This is a genomic window from Bdellovibrio sp. HCB185ZH (assembly GCF_047302455.1).
Lineage (GTDB): Bacteria > Bdellovibrionota > Bdellovibrionia > Bdellovibrionales > Bdellovibrionaceae > Bdellovibrio.
The window spans coordinates 26,462-42,310 of sequence record NZ_CP178624.1; the positions used below are offsets into that span (position 1 = coordinate 26,462).

Here is a 15,849-nt window from a genome sequence, read left to right on the forward strand (position 1 = left end):
GTTCTTGCGCGTCTGCTCAAGTCAAAAGACTGTCTAATTTTTGACTATTGTTTAATGCGAGGCGCTATGGCATAACTTCCAAGTCTTTGTCGTAAGCATCCGTATTTAGGAGTGAAAAATGTTAAGAAAAGCGACCGGTTTATTGATCGCAGGTTTGTTGGTTTCGACGTCTTCTTTCGCAGCCGTTTTGGATGGTGACGACTTCGTTTCCGCAACTTCAGTAAGTGGTCGTGCGAACGACTGGTCCCTGACTTTCTTTTCTATCGCTTCACAACAGAATATGAAGCCGGGCAAATCTACTTCAGAAGCACGCTCGGTTGATACTTACGATTATTTTTCTATCAATTATAAGTTGGGCGCTGATCAAAAAGCAGCTTTGCGTTTGCCATTCAATTACAACACAGCCGGTATGGATGAGTACGGTGAAAAGCAAACTTCTAACTTTTCACTTCAAGACATTCACTTCGTTTACTCAAACTATGACTTGGGTTACTTCGGTGATATCGATCTTTCTGGTAAAGTAAAAACTTACCTTCCTTCCAGCAAAGTTTCTCAAGAGAACGGATTGATCACAAAGATCCGTCTTGAAGGTTACGCTGATTATAACTTCAACCGTTCGTGGTCTGTGGCTTATGTTGCGAAACCAGATATTTACTGGCAGAGCCAAACAGCCAGCATCAATACATCCATCCCAACATTTGGCGATGATGGTATGTTCGTGACCGATCCTCGTCAGACGAACAAACAATTCGGTCTTGAGCACTACCTACAATTCCAATACTACATCAATCAAACATTCCAGATTACGACTAAAACTGGTTTCATTGAAAACTGGTATCACACCTCTGCAGCAGAAGGTTTGGAAGGCGATCACACGACAGCGCTTCGTTTGGGTGCGAGCTTGTGGATTAAGCCAGCGCGTGGGTTTTCGTTCACATTGGGCGTAGGTAATGACTCGATGTTGGGATCTTACAAAGGCGAAGACACGAAAATCTGGCAACCGTTCAACACTCAGTACAGCCTAATGACCAACATCTACGTCCTCTAAGACGCTCTTGATGAAAATGGCCTGACTGCTTCGTTGTCGGGCCATCTCCTCGCTCCGACGTGCTTGGAGCACGCCTGCGCTGCGAGGCCGTCCCTCCGCTGGGTTAGATAATAAAGTGATGTGATTCGCCCGTGAGCGGGTTGATGAATTGCAACTCACAGGCGGTCAGTTCGATTTTTTCTTCGTCCCATCTTTTTTCGGCCCCATAGGCGTGATCGCCGATGATCGGGGATTTCTCATAACCTAATTGTGCGCGGATTTGATGAGTTCGTCCGGTGTGCAGGTGAATTCTTAGTTCGGTATGTTCGGGTTGTTCACTGACTTCTAAAATTTCCAGAACACATTCCTGCCATTTATCTTTTGGCTCGTGGCTCAGAACTTTCGGTGCGCGCGGCGAGGGCTCCATATAATGAGTCAGAATTTTCTGCGCGGGAGCGTGGCCTTCGATTTTAGCGCGATAGATTTTTTTGATTTCTCTCGCGATTAATAATTTATTAAATGCCGTTTGGAATTCCTCAGTTTTTGCGTAAACGATCAGGCCGTTGGTTGGAACATCCAGTCGGTGAGTGACATATAACTTCTGCTTTAAAACTTCTTCCATGTAGGATTGCAGATTTTCCTGGATGTTATCGACACTTCCATGAACGGGAATTCCTGAGACTTTGTTGACCACCACGAAGTGATCGTTTTCAAAAACAATACGCTTTGTGAAGTCGACGTTACCTTTTGGGAATCTTCGTGGCTTAGTATGGACTCGTAAGTAGTCACCACTCGAAACCGAAACGTTATCAGCAATGCGACTATGGTTGAGATAGATGGAACCCAGGTGTATTAAAAAGTCCACTTCATCAGCGTTGAGATCTAGAATGCTTAATAAAACATCACGCACCGACCCGGACATCGGGCTGATAATGTGTTTTACACCGTATTCAAATCCTCTTTCGCTCTGCATACTATTCCTTATAGCGGAAAGTGAACATAGCACAGTGTGACGTGGGTGTTCAAGTGGGACAGTTCCCTGCATAGTAGGGGACCTAGGAGATTACTTTTGGAATTTGCCAACGAGCCGATATTTCAGTGGATGTCGCAGTTTGCTTACCAACCATACACGGTCTACTTCGCATTGATCGGTATGATGTTGTTGTCAGCAGTTGGCTTGCCATTGCCTGAAGAAGTGACTCTTATTAGCGTGGGTATTCTGGCGTTCATGGGTTCACACCCTGAACATTTTCCTCCGCCTTTTCCAGGTGCGCCTGTCGTCAACGTTCATACCGCCGCGATCATTGCTTTCTTTGCCGTCTTTCTCAGCGACTTCCTCATATATGGGGTCGGCAGAGTCTTTGGCCGAAAGCTTCTCTATCATCCGCGTGTTCATAAAATGTTTCCACCTCACTTGATGAAACGAGTGGAGGAGTGGACTCATAAGTATGGCGCTTACGCTTGCGGTATTTTCCGTTTCACTCCGGGCATTCGTTTCCCAGGTCACTTGGCTTGCGGGATGTTGCACTTCCCAGTTTGGAAGTTCTTGTTAATCGATGGTCTTGCAGCAGCGATCAGCGTTCCGACTCAAATTTATTTGTTAGCTCACTACGGTGAACCTATCTTGATGAAACTTCGCCAATTCAAATTGGTGGTGTTCGGTATCATCGGTTTGCTTTTGATCTATTTCATCTTCCGCAAAATCCGCGAAAAGATGCTCCAAAAAAAGAAATTAGCTTAGGAGCGCAGCTAGAACACGCAGGCTACCACGTATTCCCAGGCAGCTTTGGCCAAGTGCTTGAAGCCCACAGCATGCGCAAGCTTAACTCCATCGATAATTTAGAAAAAGGCCAATTCAATCCTTTGGCCGTCGGTGGCGCCCCTCAATGGACAAAGATAGAAAAATACCGCTCCGACATCGTAGCAGTCCCACCGAAATAATTCACGAGTCCCCCGGGGGTATCGGTCAATGTTATTCAGCTAAACCCACAACTCCCGCAATTGCTCCTCTGATAAACCACGGAGCTGTGTTTTCGAATACGGCCGCCCTAAGATTTCTCGCTCATTTAACTGAATATAATCCCGTACAATTTTATAGGACTTAAAACCCCGCACCACGCGCGTGAACGGCCGATACTTCCAGATCTTTTCTCCTTCGTGTTGCTTGGTGAAGGTATCGGTCAACACCTGCGCAAACTGACCAGCCACCACTCGAAAGAAACTTAGCAGGGCAGAGCGCCGTCCCCCGCGAATGAGGATATGAATATGATCCCTCTGAATGGACAGTTGCTCGATCTTTACAAAAAATCTACGCGCGTACTTTTTTAGTAATGCATTAATCAGATTGAAATTGCGTGGACTGCGAAGTCCCGCCGTGACTGCAGTTTTATTGATCTTAAAGACGAGGTGAACGGGATCTTTGGTTGAAAGGGGCCGAGCACCGCGACCTTTCGATGATTTTCGCAAAGTTCCGCCGTGGCAATACCGAAAATTCCACGGGGAGTTTATCTCGGAAAAGGTTTGTTGCTTCATTTTCTATTTCCTCTCATAGAGTTCTGTGACCGATACCTCGCACATACATGATACTGCAAAGGTTGAGCGCATTTTTTAGAGCATGAGAGTGAGTTGAAGTTATTGATGTCCGAGCGCCGTTTGAATGGACGAGGCGAGGGGGGCTGACCGATACCCCCGTTGGGTGGGGTTTCCGTCTTGGGGATGTCTTAAAAAACAAAACCCACATCTTATTGGAGATGTGGGCGATTTAAATCAATGTAAATATCTAAAAGCCACTAAGCGGCTTTTACTCCGTGAACTAGCTCTTCAGAAACTTCACATGACAAATGCAAAGCCACCGGTTTGTTGTGGTTTTTAGGTTCAATGTCTTTCCAGAAGATTTTTTCGTAACCGTTCTGCAAAGCAAAGATCTCTTCGCGGATTTTAAATAGCAAACCAGCAGGGGAGCCCAGCAACCAGTCGATTTGCACCAGATAGAAAGCTTCTTCAAGCTCTACCGGATTCAAAGATGAGATGAAGGACTTCGGCAAGTTGTGCACCAAGTGACAAGCGTTGTGAGAGTATTTTTGGAAAGCCTTTTCCATAGGGTTAGCGAAAAGCTTTTCGACACGTTGATCAGGAGTGCCACGCCCCGTGAATGGTTCTGAAAAACGTTTGAAGTTCCAATAAAGCAAAGCATCGTTCACCACGTACTCAACTCGTGGCAAATAGTCTGTCACGGCATCGACTTTCACGGCTTCATGAGAAGCATCTGCCACGTGAGCGTTGTGATCGATAGCAACCAGGCTGCGCAAGTTGTATAGGAAAGAGTAAAGTGTGTGCAGCTTATCCATAAACGGTTTAGAGAAGTTCAAACCGAAATTATAAAGCAGCGGAGAAGACATTTTGTTTTCAAACCAGGCGAAGGTTTCAAGCAAAGGACCCATAGCCGTCAGGTCGAAACCTGAAGGAGTCATCGCCGTCTCAAAAGTTTCATTGAAGTGCTCTTCAAAAAGAGCGCAAAGCTGTGGATCAACCACCGCGATATGAGATTGCAAGGAGCGAACGCGCTCCTGAGAGCGTTCATAGATCTCAACGTGGGGATCTAAAGTCTTCCAAGCATCCAAAGCAAACGGGTAGTCCATATGCTTTGTCGTCAATGGAGATTTGATATACGAGTTCAATTTGACAAGTGACAAACCCACCAGGGCATCACTCATATATTTGAATGGCGCATGAGGTTTAAATTTTTGAAAAGCGGATTCATCGCTCCAAAATTGAACCTTGAGCGGCTTCAATGTCGCTCCTTTTGCCATAGAAACATCAAAACCCAAACGTAGACCCTTGTGCTTCATACACACTCCTTCGCAATCACCGTATCGGGATAGAACACCACTTGTTAGAGTCCTGAAACTATGCAAACCTAAAGTCGGGGTGGGAGGCTTAATGACTGCGTTTGGACGATGGATTGATGCTCATGGGCACTTGGCTGATGTTCGCTGGGATGGCAAAGAGTCTGAAATTATTGAAGCCGCGCAAGCGAAGGGCATTCATTTCTTTATGCAAGGCGGAGTCGGTCCTGAGGACTGGGAACGTCAACGCCGCTTAAAGGCCCGCTTTCCGCATCACATTGGTCTTTGTTATGGAGTTCATCCTTATTGGGTCGCAGATCATTCTGACGAAGAATTAGAAGAAGCCCTCAACCTCCTCGCCCAGGAACTTCCGGAAGCCATGGGGTTGGGTGAAGTCGGATTGGATTTTCGCCCGCATATTATGAAGGATTCGCGCGATCGTCAGATCACCGCATTTGAAGAGCAACTGGAAATCAGTCACATCGGAAATCGGCCCGTGGTTTTGCACATCGTGCAAGCCCATGACGAAAGCTTGATGATCATGGATCTGTTTGGACTGCCACCGCAAAAAGGGATGGTCCATTCGTTTAATGGCAGCGCTCACAAGGCCCAGGATTTCCTAAAACGAGGTTTGCATCTGTCTGTCGGTGGGCCCGTGTGTCGCGAAGATAATCAAAAGCTCCACCAGGCTGTTAAAGAGATTCCTATGGAATTTTTATTGATCGAAAGTGACAGCCCGGATCAGGCGCCCCCGGCGTTTAAAGGGCAGTTAAATCCACCTGAATCCATTTGGGAGGTGGCAAAGACTATAGGGAAGCTAAAATCCCTTGATCCTTTGGAAATATTAGATATCACTACAGGGAATTTTCACCGTCTTTTTGGCTCGACAGATCTGCATCTGGTGGACCCTAAAGACAGTCTGCATTGACCCTACTTCTCGGGTCGTCAGACCGAGTCTGCTTGAGCAGAACAAAGTAGGGTAAATGGAAACAACGATCACAGAAAATCAAAATCCTTCTCAACCCCAACAACCACCCGAAACGGAATACGTTCTGCACCGTCGTTTTGATCGCATGGGCCGCCTGGTGGGTGATGCAACGATGAAAAAGTTAATGAACACACACGTGATGGTTGTGGGCATCGGGGGAGTGGGTTCTTGGGCCGCTGAATCCTTGGCGCGTTCTGGTGTGGGCCACATCACAATCATCGATTTCGATGAAGTTTGTATCACGAACACGAACCGTCAATTGCACGCTGTACAAGGTATGGTAGGTAAGAAAAAAGCCGAAGTGATGGGTGAGCGTCTGCGCAAAATCAATCCACAAGCGAAAGTCACAGTGATTCCTGAATTCTATAATGCTGAAAATTCAGAGCGCATGCTTGCCATCAAACCTGATTATTTAATCGATGCTATCGACAACTTGACGGCGAAAGCGCACTTGCTGGCGACTTGTGTGAAAGAAAATATTCACGTGATCACGTCTGCGGGTTCGGCTGCGAAAATGGATCCACTGCGCATTCAGAAAAAAGACCTGGGTGTCACTCACACCTGTCCGCTCGCGCATCAATTGCGTAAAATTCTTCGTCAAAAATACGATTTCCCGGAAAAAGAATTCGGAATTCCTTGCGTATTCTCGGATGAACCGGTGATGATGCCCGAGGAATTGACTTACGATAAAGGCATGGGCTTTAAATGTGTGTGCCCGAAAACGAATGACTTCCACGGCTGTGACAACCGCAATATGATCTATGGATCTGCAAGTTACATCACAGGGACTTTTGGTCTGGTGATGGCTTCGCACATTGTGAATGAAGTCAGAGCTTCCGTGGCAGCGAATTTAGAAGGAGCAAAAGCATGATCGTAGCTATGTGGTTTACCATGGTTGCTTTGGTGATTATTGCGGGTCTCGCGATGGTGGGTTTAACATTTAGACATTGGGCACAACAAAAGAAGGTGACCAATGGCGCAAAAGCAGCTGCCAAAGAAATTACGAACTAAATTACGTTTGGGCTATTCACTAGCCCGCTCTGCGCACTTTACAGCGCAACAGTTCACATTGCCGTTGTTGGAAAAACTGATCGGGCAGTCCGCCAAAGACCGTCCTTCCGTTGAAATCAAAAACATCAAAAAATCCTATACCGAGCTTTATAAGCTTCTGAAAAAAGACAGCGATAATATCGATAAAGGTCTTTATCCTTTAGAAGTTTTGTACCCCGAAAATTTGGCTAAGCACGCCCTTCGATATCCCAAAATTTTGGTCGATGGGTTTCATATTTCCCGTCGCCGTCACGATCGCGAAGCGAAAGAATTTAACCAGGAAGCGCGGGAATATCTTGCGGATTTGCCAGAGTACTACCAGCGAAATTTCCACTATCAAAGTGGCGGGTACCTGACGGAAAAATCTGCAGAGCTTTACGAACATCAGGTCGAAATTCTGTTTGCCGGAGCCGCGGATGCCATGCGCCGCTTAATCATTCCACTGGCAAAAGACGTGTTCCTCAACGAAGGCGCGGGCTTAAGATTTCTGGAAGTGGGCGCGGGGACAGGAAGACTCACCCGATTCATGAAGCTTGCTTTCCCGAAAGCACACATCACGGTTTTGGATTTAAGCGAGCCCTATTTAAAGCAGGCCCGCAAAAACCTGGTCAATTTCCGCGGCGTGGATTTCGTGCAAGGTGCCGCCGAGGAGCTGCCGTTTAAGGAAGGTCACTTTGATTTCGTCTATTCCTGCTTTCTTTTCCACGAACTCCCAGCGGATGTTCGGGACGCTGCTGTTTTAGAAGGCATGCGAGTCTTAAAACCCGGTGGCTATTACGGTCTGGTCGACTCTGTGCAAAAGGACGAAGCCAAGGACCTGAATTGGGCCCTGGAACAATTCCCCAAGGACTTTCACGAGCCTTTTTACAAGAACTACAGCCTGCATCCGATAGAGGATCTTCTCTTGTCTGCGGGGTTCATCGATCTACGAAAGGAAACGGGATTTTTCAGTAAAGCCGTTTTGGTTCAAAAACCTTCTTTGAAGTCATAATGGTCTTTTGTTGGATAAACTGTATTGTGTTTCTGCCGATAAGTGGAACATGAAGGTAATCGTCGCTGTTGTTATATTTTTTTTAAGTATGGGTGCTCTTGCAAAAGAGCGAATCTATTTATCTGCTGGTAAGAAATATATTTCATTAGGGAGAGAACTCAGTAAGGGACTTCACGATGTGGTACTCAAAGATTTTGCCATCAGAACCAAAGGCAAGCCAGTCATCGGTGATGGAGATGACTATTGGGTCGTCAACTCTGAACTGCGGGCTAAGTTTTTAAAAGAATTGGGGATCGCAGAGACGGATAATTTGTATCTGAAGGTCTTCGATAAAGACAAAACAGTTGTTCATCCCATTTCAAAATTGAATTTTGCGGTCGAGCTCAACTTCGCCGGTGATACTCATATCGCTTCGTTTGGTTTTGAATATGGTGAAGATGGACGTGCGATTGCGATGATCGGTAAGGAAAATCCCTTTAAGGACGTCGCTATAAAAACTCTCTCCGGCACCAAGGGTGTTTATAGATTGGATTCCCAGCACGTCTTGGCACTGAGAAAAGACGGTAAAGAGTTTGATATGAAGACTGGCAATCGTGATGATGGCTTTCTTGTAGGAGAATTTACGATAAATCTTCAGGCTGGGGAAAAGCGGGAAGAAATCTACAAGCAAGAACTCGAAACAGCTTCGTATGTTACGAACATTGATATTTTCGCCGGTGATGTTTTAAAGGATGGATCAACACTCCTTTTGATCAAATACAATGACTGTGGTGATTTTGTTAAAATCGTTAAAGACAAAGCCGAAAAATGGAAGAGTCCCTGTGGAGATTGGGGATGTTAGTATGAAGAAACTTGCAGCAGTTGTTGTCATTATTCATGTCGTATCGAGTGTAGTCCAGGCGGTGTGTATGCCACATTCTGAGCGAAAATTTGCAGGACGATTTGAAATAGTCGAAATTAAAGAAGCGAAGATGACATGTGATGATCAAGCTAAGGGTTCCCAATTTGATCCCGTTGTTATTAAGAAAAAGGGGCGTGTTATTTCGCTGAAGCTGAGAAAGCAAACATCCGGTAAAAAAGCGGACTCCATGAATGTGCTCGTAAATTATTCTATATATGAAACTGGAGACCTTTGTAGGCAGCAGGTTTCTGATTTAATAGAACTGAAACTAAGAGATATCTCCTCCGAGTGCTGCTTTAAGTTCGGAGAAGTTGGGCAGAATCGGTATGCCTATAAAACGTGTCGAACAACTCCAAACGTTGAACATCTCTCTGAGCCACCTGAGGAATACATCAGATGCAATCTATTGGATGTAGGTTGGGAAGTGGTTAAGGATGGTTCAAAGCGATAGTTTAGAAGTTTGCACTCGTACGACTGGATGCGGCAGAGTCCGCAGATGGCCGTAAATACAGAACTAATTTCTCCCGGTTGAACTTTTGCAAAAGCCATTCTCTGCTTGAGTTTTTGCTTAAACATGCTACTTTTGCGCCTCTTCGCAAAACAGGAGCATGTAATGGGACCGATTTCTAAGTTTATCGAACACAACTATCGTCATTTTAACGCTGCCGCATTGAAAGATGCTGCTGTTGGTTACAAAAAACACATCGATAACAAAGGCCAAATGCTTGTGACACTTGCAGGTGCAATGTCTACAGCTGAATTGGGTCTTTCTTTGGCTGAAATGATCCGCCAAGGTAAAGTTCACGCGATCTCTTGCACAGGTGCGAACCTTGAAGAAGACGTATTCAACTTGGTAGCTCACAATCACTACGAGCGCATCCCGAACTACCGTGATTTGACTCCGGCTGACGAACAAAAACTTTTGGAACGTCACTTGAACCGCGTTACTGACACTTGCATCCCTGAAGAGGAAGCAATCCGTCGTATCGAAAACGTGGTTTTGGAATACTGGCAAGACGCTGATAAAAAAGGCGAGTCTTACTTCCCTCACGAATTCATGTACAAAATCCTTCTTTCTGGAAAATTGGAACAGTACTACCAAATCGATCCAAAAAATTCTTGGTTGTTGGCTGCTGCTGAAAAGAACCTTCCAATGGTTGTTCCAGGTTGGGAAGACTCTACTTTGGGTAACATCTTCACAGGTCACATCATCAAAGGTGACATCAAAAAATCCACGACTGTTAAAGGTGGTATCGAGTACATGAAAACTTGGGCTGAGTGGTACATGGGCGCTTCTAAAAAAGCTCCAGTGGGCTTCTTCCAAATCGGTGGTGGTATCGCCGGTGACTTCCCAATTTGCGTCGTTCCAATGCTTGAACAAGACTTGGGCCACGAAGACATCCCATTGTGGAGCTACTTCGCGCAAATCTCTGACTCTACAACTTCCTACGGTTCATATTCTGGCGCGATTCCAAATGAGAAAATCACTTGGGGTAAATTGGCTCCAACGACACCGTCGTACATCGTTGAATCAGACGCTACTATCGTTGCTCCATTGATCTTCGCTTACGTTCTAGGTCAGTAATTAAGATATAAAAATCTGAATTAATGGAAACCCCGGCTTACAAGGCTGGGGTTTTTGTTTTTCCAGTGCAGAGTTTTTTGTTGTGAAGAATGGCTTCCTGAACTTTTTTTGGACGGGAAGAGAAGTCTTTTCGGCCTTCAAGTTTCTTGGCTAAGGAAAGACAAGAGTCGAAGTATGCAGACTTAAAATAATAGAAGATGAGATCGCTCTCTAGCCATCGGAATTTAGAAAAGGTATCGTAGTTAGCGCATTGTTCAATTACATTTTCAATTGTCGTTGTAGGTGAAACAAAGTCGCCTTCCTTTTCTTTTTCTTTCGCAAAGATGGAAGCTTGCTTAATTATTTGGCTTGAACACTTAGTGCCCGCGTTGCGGTTTTCTTTCATAATCTTGTTTCTCCTATCCCATTGAAAAACTCTTTTAATAGGAAGGTTCTGGCCATAGATAAAATTGTTGTCGTAACCATCTAATAGCCAAAAAGAGGATGTGGGCTTAATTTTAAATTTGCTGTGATAGTCTAAAGGACCATCGCAATCTTCACTGCGATCTGGGCACCTAAATGCCATACTCGTTTCTGTAGCAACGTTAAGGATCTGAATTAGTTTGTGGTTTTCTTGTTTGAATGCATTTAAGAACGTGTCATCGTAAGAAAAGTTGGTTCCGCCGTAAGGGTGTTGAGTTTCAATTATGTACGCATCATCTTTTGTAGTGATGGGCATTGTTGCATTAGATGGTTTGAAGTGAACGTGGACATCGTCCGATTCGCAGTCGCAAAACTGACGTTGGTTAAAAACACCTTTTGCCTCTATCGCCAAGTGCGGTTTCGATTTCAGTAAATAGACTTCGATATGGTGATCCGCAAATTGATCCTCGATAACCATTCCGGAGGGTGTAGGAACCCCGTTCCTTATCCGAAAAACAGCTAAGGCATGGCCGCTCTTGCTGACTATGTTCGCTAGTGCGCCCTCGTCAGAGAGAAGTTCATTATTATTGCGGTGGGTTTCGAAAGATTTAGGATTTAACTTGGGAAACACAAGTTTAGTCGCTTGCTCGAGTGTTATATCATCTGCTGAGGCAATCGATGTAAATGGTAAAAGAAGAAGTATTAGAAGTGAACCCAAACGACCTCCATAAATTTAATATAGTTTATGAGTTAGGGCTAAACTGGTCAACTTGCGCAATGCGGAAAAATCCGGTTGCTGTCGCAGTGGTTTTTCTGGACAACTTTTAGGCCCGGGAATCTAATGCTCTCATGAAAACTTTGATTCTTGCTTTATCTTTACTGGTTGTTTCTGCTTCCTCTTTTGCGCGTCTTTCTGATGGCAAGGTTCATTTGAAATTGAAAGGTTCGCAGATTGTGGCGAGCGTGGATTCGGGGTTTCATTTCAATAAAGATGCGCCAGCGGCATTGGTGATGGGCGAAGAGTCCATTGATGCTGTTAAGAAAGAGCCGAAAGAGTTTATTTTTGATGCGGCTAAGGCCAAAGCCAAGCCATTTGCTGTTAATTATTATGTCTGCGATGACAAGAATACCGTGTGTGAAGCTCATGAAGAGAAATTTCAGATCACTAAAGGGAAATTGGTGGCAGCATCCGGAGCTGCTGCACCCGCAGTAACGAAAACTGCGAATGCGGCAGCCACTATTGAAGCCCCTTTAAAAAAGAACAAGCACGGCTTTTATGAAGACAGCTTCAATGCTGCTTTAAAACTCGCTGCCAACGAGAAAAAACTTTTGTTAGTGGATTTCAAAGCTCCTTGGTGCCCTTCGTGCATTCGTCTGGAAAGCGAAGCCTTTGGCGAGCCTGAATTCGTCAAAGCGACGGAAAAATTCATCAAACTCAGTTTGAATGTTGATAAGCCCGCTTTGAAAGATATCGCTAAAAAGTATGACATCAAAGGCATTCCCACGATGATCGTGATGAATGCGAAAGGCGAAGAACTTACTCGCATCTTGGATTTTAAACCAGCCCCGGTCCTTGCAAAAGAAATCGCGGTCTTTCAAGCTTCAAGCAAGGCTACTTTGGCAGAGCTTCGTAAAAAAGCGGAGGCAGGGGACTTGGAGGCTCGCAAGCTTTTAGCGGATCAAGCCTATGCTGCACTTAAATATGAAGACGTGGTGAAGTGGTTAACGCCGACGGGGGAGCCGAGCCTGCTTTTAGCCAATAGTGAAATCAAAGTGGCGGAACGCGCTTATGATAAAGACAAAAAGAAAGCAGCTGAATACCAGAAAATGTTTGAAAAATGGATCGCCGTTTTCCCGCACTCGGTTGATGCCATTGAATGGCGTCCGGAACTATTGAAGTTGATCAAAGGTGAAAGCAAAGAAGCTTCCGTCGGGGTGAAAAAGATCGGGGCTGAGAATATTGCCGAAATTCAGAATCTTTTGGCCAACGACAAAGCCCGAGCAGAAGCTTTTGCTGTCAATAAATTCGGTGAAATGACGGGATTCGAAAAAGCAGAACTTCTTTCCCTACAGGTTCAGACCTATAAACTGATGAACGAAACGAAAAAGTCCGAAGAGGCTGCAGCCGTTCTGGCTAAAGAGGTCGCGACTTTCAATTTGTCTCTGGACCGTCCCGGCCAAATTTTTGTAGCTGTTCCGTATTTTAAAACTGCGAATATGAAAAAAGAAGCTCAGGAATGGCTCGAGAAATTATTAAAAGCCCATCCTGACTCTGATGTTTATCTCATGAAACTTGTTGGTTTCCATCTGCGAGAAAAACAATTCGCCCAGGCGCTTCCTTATGCAGAAAAAGCTGCTGCAGCAAAATCGGACAATGCCTTGTACTATCATAGCGTTCTGGCAGATATCTTGAAAGAGTTGAAACAAAAAGAAAAAGCAATGGATGTTATTAATAAAGCCCTTGCCATGCCGGAAGCAAAACTCGAGAGCAATAAATCCACCGTGACCGGTCTGCAGGACCTGAAAAAATCTCTGTAGATTTCCCCTCGTAAATGCGCGAGTAAAGTGACCACTTTGCCCGCGAAACTTTTTTCATTTCTGATTAAACCTCAGAAATATATTCTTATTTGTTTGAACGTTTGTGAAGTCTCCGTAAAAGTTTCTACTTTACGGAGGATTTTTTATGGCGACGGCCTCTATGTCGGCAAATGCATCGGCATCTGCTTCTGAAAAAAGCAAGATTTGGAAAGTTATTGCCGCATCCAGCGCGGGGACTTTAATTGAATGGTATGATTTCTATATTTTCGGAAGTCTGGCGACCATTATCTCGGCACACTTTTTCCCAAAAGGAAACGAAACAGCGGCCCTCTTAGGAACTCTTGCGACTTTCGCGACGGGGTTTATTGTTAGACCATTCGGAGCCTTGGTCTTTGGGCGTATTGGAGACGTTGTCGGTCGTAAATATGCCTTCATGGTGACACTGCTTATTATGGGTCTTGCGACGACAGCAATTGGTTTGCTACCTGGATACGAAACAATTGGCGTCTTTGCTCCGTTACTTTTGCTTATCCTGCGTTTGTTACAAGGTTTAGCTATGGGCGGGGAGTACGGAGGCGCCGCTATTTACGTGGCCGAACACAGTCCCGATGGCAAGCGGGGTTACTACACAAGCTATATCCAAACGACGGCGACCCTCGGGCTTTTCGTTTCTTTGGGTGTGATTCTGACCACACGCTTGGGGCTGGGCGAAGATGAATTCAAATCCTGGGGCTGGCGCATACCGTTCTTGCTTTCAGTGATCTTGGTTTTGGCCTCCTATTTGATCCGTCGGAAAATGCAGGAGTCCCCGGTCTTTTTGCAAATGAAGGCTGAAGGTAAAACTTCCGCAAGCCCATTAAGAGACAGCTTTATGAAACCAGAGAACCGCCGTCTGGTGATTCTGGCATTATTTGGAGCGACAGCCGGGCAGGGCGTTGTTTGGTACACGGGACAATTCTATGCCCTCTATTTCTTGCAGACCGTTTTGAAAGTCGACTTCGTGATTGCTAATAAAGTTATTGCGATGGCGTTGTTACTGGGAACTCCATTCTTTATTTTCTTTGGTTGGTTATCAGATCGAATCGGGCGCAAGAAAATCATCATGGCGGGTTGTGCGATCGCGGCCGCAAGCTATGTTCCGATTTACAAGGCGATGGAATATCATTCGGGCTGGAGTTCTTTAGAGCCTTTGGCAAGTCCTACATCTCCCAATGTACCGATGTTAGTCTTCCTAGTTTGGGTGCAGGTTATTTTCGTGACCATGGTTTATGGTCCCATCGCGGCCTTCCTGGTTGAAATGTTCCCAACAAATATTCGCTACACATCCATGTCATTGCCTTACCATATCGGAAACGGGGTCTTTGGAGGATTGGTTCCATTTGTTGGAACGGCGATGGTCGCAGCAACCGGAAATCACGTTGCGGGATTGGTGTATCCAATTGCTGTGGCAGTAATCACATTCTTTATTGGCATGATATTCGTAAAAGAACCAACCAACATCAAGTGGCATAAATAAAGGTACGGCCTTACCTAAAACACTTTGTACAAAATAAAAAAAGGAGCTCGCGAGCTCCTTTTTTTTATTGGGTCTGTTCGATCGTGGCCGTGGTTTCTAAAGGCGGGAGAGGGGGAACTCTTTGAGAGATATTTAAAATCCCATTCGCATAGTCGCGGCTGTTATTATACTTCATCAATGCCGTGACCTGCGCTTCTAAGTTCTTTTGCTTCCACCCACTCTTTTGCAGGTAATTGGCAACGCTCATGATGGCGTCCGCAGGTTTCGTAATATCCGGAGTCGCATCGGGCTCCAAGGACTCTGCGAAATCGCGATAGCTTGATGGAATAAACTGGGGCAAACCAAAGGCGCCGGCATAGGAGCCGCGCAGTTTCTTAAGATTTAAATGTTTCTTTTTGCGGATCTCCGCTAGGGCGATCAATTGCTCTTCAGCCCATTTGGATTTGCTCTCCACGCGCTTTTTCATAATCTCGCGAACTTCTTTAGCTGTAGAGTATTTTTTGATTTCTTTGTTTTTAAGTAACGCCAGGCGAGTCAGCTCTTTTAAGTTAGCAGGGCTGTTCACTTGCATCAGATGCACATACACGCTGACGATGTGGAAGGTTCCCATATCTGCACCGTGACGGGTTTCAATATATAGCAATGACGATACCACTTCCGCTGGGACACCAAATTGTTTTTGCGCGGCTTGAAAGGCTTCAGGGTTCGCTTTGATAAAGGTCGAAGATTTCTGAACAGCCTTGGGATCAAGCTCGGTGAGGTGAGCACCAGAAGGTGTGAGAAAGCCCAAAAGATTTAAAGTCACGACGGATTTAAAACCCTTCGGTTCATAGTATTTTGCTGATTCTTCCGAAAAAGAATTTGAAAAGCCCAAGCGCTTTAGTTTTGTTTCCACCCATTCTGAATCGGCCGCTTTCAAATTGATCGGACGCGCCCAAGCAATCGTGCTGGAAATCAAAATGAGAAGGAGGGTTGTCAGAATACGCACTCGTAAAGCTCCCAAAAG

17 protein-coding genes are annotated in these 15,849 nt (G+C 45.3%); 12 read left to right on the plus strand and 5 right to left on the minus strand.

Annotation, left to right across the window (positions count from 1 at the left end; all coding sequences use genetic code 11):
• Positions 1-118: 118 nt before the first annotated feature.
• Positions 119-1,048 carry a hypothetical protein gene (locus ACLSU7_RS00115; RefSeq protein WP_413293490.1) on the plus strand — a complete coding sequence of 310 codons (930 nt, stop codon included), beginning with the start codon at positions 119-121 and terminating at the stop codon, positions 1,046-1,048.
• A gap of 103 nt (positions 1,049-1,151) precedes the next feature.
• On the opposite strand, the gene ACLSU7_RS00120 is transcribed toward ACLSU7_RS00115, so the two are convergent.
• Complete coding sequence (locus ACLSU7_RS00120) at positions 1,152-2,000, minus strand: RluA family pseudouridine synthase (RefSeq protein ID WP_413293491.1); 849 nt, start codon at positions 1,998-2,000, stop codon at positions 1,152-1,154.
• Between the two features lie 96 nt (positions 2,001-2,096).
• Between ACLSU7_RS00120 and ACLSU7_RS00125 the strand changes: the two genes are divergently transcribed.
• Positions 2,097-2,768 (plus strand): DedA family protein, encoded by a 672-nt coding sequence (locus tag ACLSU7_RS00125; protein ID WP_413293492.1) that lies wholly within the window; start codon positions 2,097-2,099, stop codon positions 2,766-2,768.
• Positions 2,769-2,839: 71 nt separating this feature from the next.
• The gene (locus tag ACLSU7_RS00130) at positions 2,840-2,968 is read left to right on the plus strand and encodes a hypothetical protein (RefSeq protein ID WP_413293493.1); all 129 of its coding nucleotides are present in this window, start codon (positions 2,840-2,842) and stop codon (positions 2,966-2,968) included.
• A gap of 39 nt (positions 2,969-3,007) precedes the next feature.
• Here ACLSU7_RS00130 and ACLSU7_RS00135 read toward each other — a convergent pair whose 3' ends face one another.
• Together ACLSU7_RS00135 and ACLSU7_RS00140 are read right to left on the minus strand one after the other, a co-directional pair.
• Positions 3,008-3,559, minus strand: a complete 552-nt coding sequence (locus tag ACLSU7_RS00135) for a transposase (protein WP_413293494.1) — start codon at positions 3,557-3,559, stop codon at positions 3,008-3,010.
• Between the two features lie 257 nt (positions 3,560-3,816).
• Positions 3,817-4,875 (minus strand): hypothetical protein, encoded by a 1,059-nt coding sequence (locus ACLSU7_RS00140; protein WP_413293495.1) that lies wholly within the window; start codon positions 4,873-4,875, stop codon positions 3,817-3,819.
• Positions 4,876-4,966: 91 nt separating this feature from the next.
• Here ACLSU7_RS00140 and ACLSU7_RS00145 point away from each other — a divergent pair, with 91 nt between their 5' ends.
• The 7 genes from ACLSU7_RS00145 to ACLSU7_RS00175 all read left to right on the plus strand — a co-directional run bounded on the left by ACLSU7_RS00145 (position 4,967) and on the right by ACLSU7_RS00175 (position 10,387).
• Complete coding sequence (locus ACLSU7_RS00145; protein ID WP_413293496.1) at positions 4,967-5,800, plus strand: TatD family hydrolase; 834 nt, start codon at positions 4,967-4,969, stop codon at positions 5,798-5,800.
• Positions 5,801-5,855: 55 nt separating this feature from the next.
• Positions 5,856-6,731 carry a ThiF family adenylyltransferase gene (locus ACLSU7_RS00150; protein ID WP_413293497.1) on the plus strand — a complete coding sequence of 292 codons (876 nt, stop codon included), beginning with the start codon at positions 5,856-5,858 and terminating at the stop codon, positions 6,729-6,731.
• A complete protein-coding gene (locus ACLSU7_RS00155) occupies positions 6,728-6,871 on the plus strand; it encodes a hypothetical protein (RefSeq protein ID WP_413293498.1) in 144 nt (47 codons plus the stop codon). Before ACLSU7_RS00150 ends, ACLSU7_RS00155 begins: the two co-directional genes overlap by 4 nt.
• Entirely contained in the window at positions 6,834-7,901 is a 1,068-nt protein-coding gene (locus ACLSU7_RS00160) for a class I SAM-dependent methyltransferase (RefSeq protein WP_413293499.1), read from the plus strand. Before ACLSU7_RS00155 ends, ACLSU7_RS00160 begins: the two co-directional genes overlap by 38 nt.
• 49 nt (positions 7,902-7,950) lie before the next feature.
• On the plus strand, positions 7,951-8,742 hold the full coding sequence (locus ACLSU7_RS00165; RefSeq protein WP_413293500.1) for a hypothetical protein: 792 nt from the start codon (positions 7,951-7,953) through the stop codon (positions 8,740-8,742).
• A gap of 1 nt (position 8,743) precedes the next feature.
• A complete protein-coding gene (locus ACLSU7_RS00170; RefSeq protein ID WP_413293501.1) occupies positions 8,744-9,253 on the plus strand; it encodes a hypothetical protein in 510 nt (169 codons plus the stop codon).
• A gap of 162 nt (positions 9,254-9,415) precedes the next feature.
• The gene (locus tag ACLSU7_RS00175; RefSeq protein ID WP_142700688.1) at positions 9,416-10,387 is read left to right on the plus strand and encodes a deoxyhypusine synthase family protein; all 972 of its coding nucleotides are present in this window, start codon (positions 9,416-9,418) and stop codon (positions 10,385-10,387) included.
• Positions 10,388-10,424: 37 nt separating this feature from the next.
• Here the strand turns inward: ACLSU7_RS00175 and ACLSU7_RS00180 are convergent, their stop codons facing one another.
• Positions 10,425-11,507: a hypothetical protein gene (locus tag ACLSU7_RS00180; RefSeq protein ID WP_413293502.1), complete on the minus strand. Its 1,083-nt coding sequence runs from the start codon at positions 11,505-11,507 to the stop codon at positions 10,425-10,427.
• 131 nt (positions 11,508-11,638) lie between these two features.
• Here ACLSU7_RS00180 and ACLSU7_RS00185 point away from each other — a divergent pair, with 131 nt between their 5' ends.
• Positions 11,639-13,327 (plus strand): thioredoxin domain-containing protein, encoded by a 1,689-nt coding sequence (locus ACLSU7_RS00185; protein WP_413293503.1) that lies wholly within the window; start codon positions 11,639-11,641, stop codon positions 13,325-13,327.
• 145 nt (positions 13,328-13,472) lie between these two features.
• Positions 13,473-14,843 carry an MFS transporter gene (locus ACLSU7_RS00190; protein ID WP_413293504.1) on the plus strand — a complete coding sequence of 457 codons (1,371 nt, stop codon included), beginning with the start codon at positions 13,473-13,475 and terminating at the stop codon, positions 14,841-14,843.
• 64 nt (positions 14,844-14,907) lie between these two features.
• Here ACLSU7_RS00190 and ACLSU7_RS00195 read toward each other — a convergent pair whose 3' ends face one another.
• Entirely contained in the window at positions 14,908-15,831 is a 924-nt protein-coding gene (locus ACLSU7_RS00195) for a lytic murein transglycosylase (protein WP_413293505.1), read from the minus strand.
• Positions 15,832-15,849: the final 18 nt, after the last annotated feature.

Coding starts and splice junctions, on each gene's coding strand:
- ACLSU7_RS00135 (WP_413293494.1), bottom strand. CDS start 3,559: ATGAAGCAACAAACCTTTTCCGAGATAAACTCCCCGTGGAATTTTCGG.
- ACLSU7_RS00150 (WP_413293497.1), top strand. CDS start 5,856: ATGGAAACAACGATCACAGAAAATCAAAATCCTTCTCAACCCCAACAA.
- ACLSU7_RS00120 (WP_413293491.1), bottom strand. CDS start 2,000: ATGCAGAGCGAAAGAGGATTTGAATACGGTGTAAAACACATTATCAGC.
- ACLSU7_RS00165 (WP_413293500.1), top strand. CDS start 7,951: ATGAAGGTAATCGTCGCTGTTGTTATATTTTTTTTAAGTATGGGTGCT.
- ACLSU7_RS00140 (WP_413293495.1), bottom strand. CDS start 4,875: ATGAAGCACAAGGGTCTACGTTTGGGTTTTGATGTTTCTATGGCAAAA.
- ACLSU7_RS00160 (WP_413293499.1), top strand. CDS start 6,834: ATGGCGCAAAAGCAGCTGCCAAAGAAATTACGAACTAAATTACGTTTG.
- ACLSU7_RS00115 (WP_413293490.1), top strand. CDS start 119: ATGTTAAGAAAAGCGACCGGTTTATTGATCGCAGGTTTGTTGGTTTCG.
- ACLSU7_RS00155 (WP_413293498.1), top strand. CDS start 6,728: ATGATCGTAGCTATGTGGTTTACCATGGTTGCTTTGGTGATTATTGCG.
- ACLSU7_RS00170 (WP_413293501.1), top strand. CDS start 8,744: ATGAAGAAACTTGCAGCAGTTGTTGTCATTATTCATGTCGTATCGAGT.
- ACLSU7_RS00130 (WP_413293493.1), top strand. CDS start 2,840: ATGCGCAAGCTTAACTCCATCGATAATTTAGAAAAAGGCCAATTCAAT.
- ACLSU7_RS00175 (WP_142700688.1), top strand. CDS start 9,416: ATGGGACCGATTTCTAAGTTTATCGAACACAACTATCGTCATTTTAAC.
- ACLSU7_RS00190 (WP_413293504.1), top strand. CDS start 13,473: ATGGCGACGGCCTCTATGTCGGCAAATGCATCGGCATCTGCTTCTGAA.
- ACLSU7_RS00185 (WP_413293503.1), top strand. CDS start 11,639: ATGAAAACTTTGATTCTTGCTTTATCTTTACTGGTTGTTTCTGCTTCC.
- ACLSU7_RS00145 (WP_413293496.1), top strand. CDS start 4,967: ATGACTGCGTTTGGACGATGGATTGATGCTCATGGGCACTTGGCTGAT.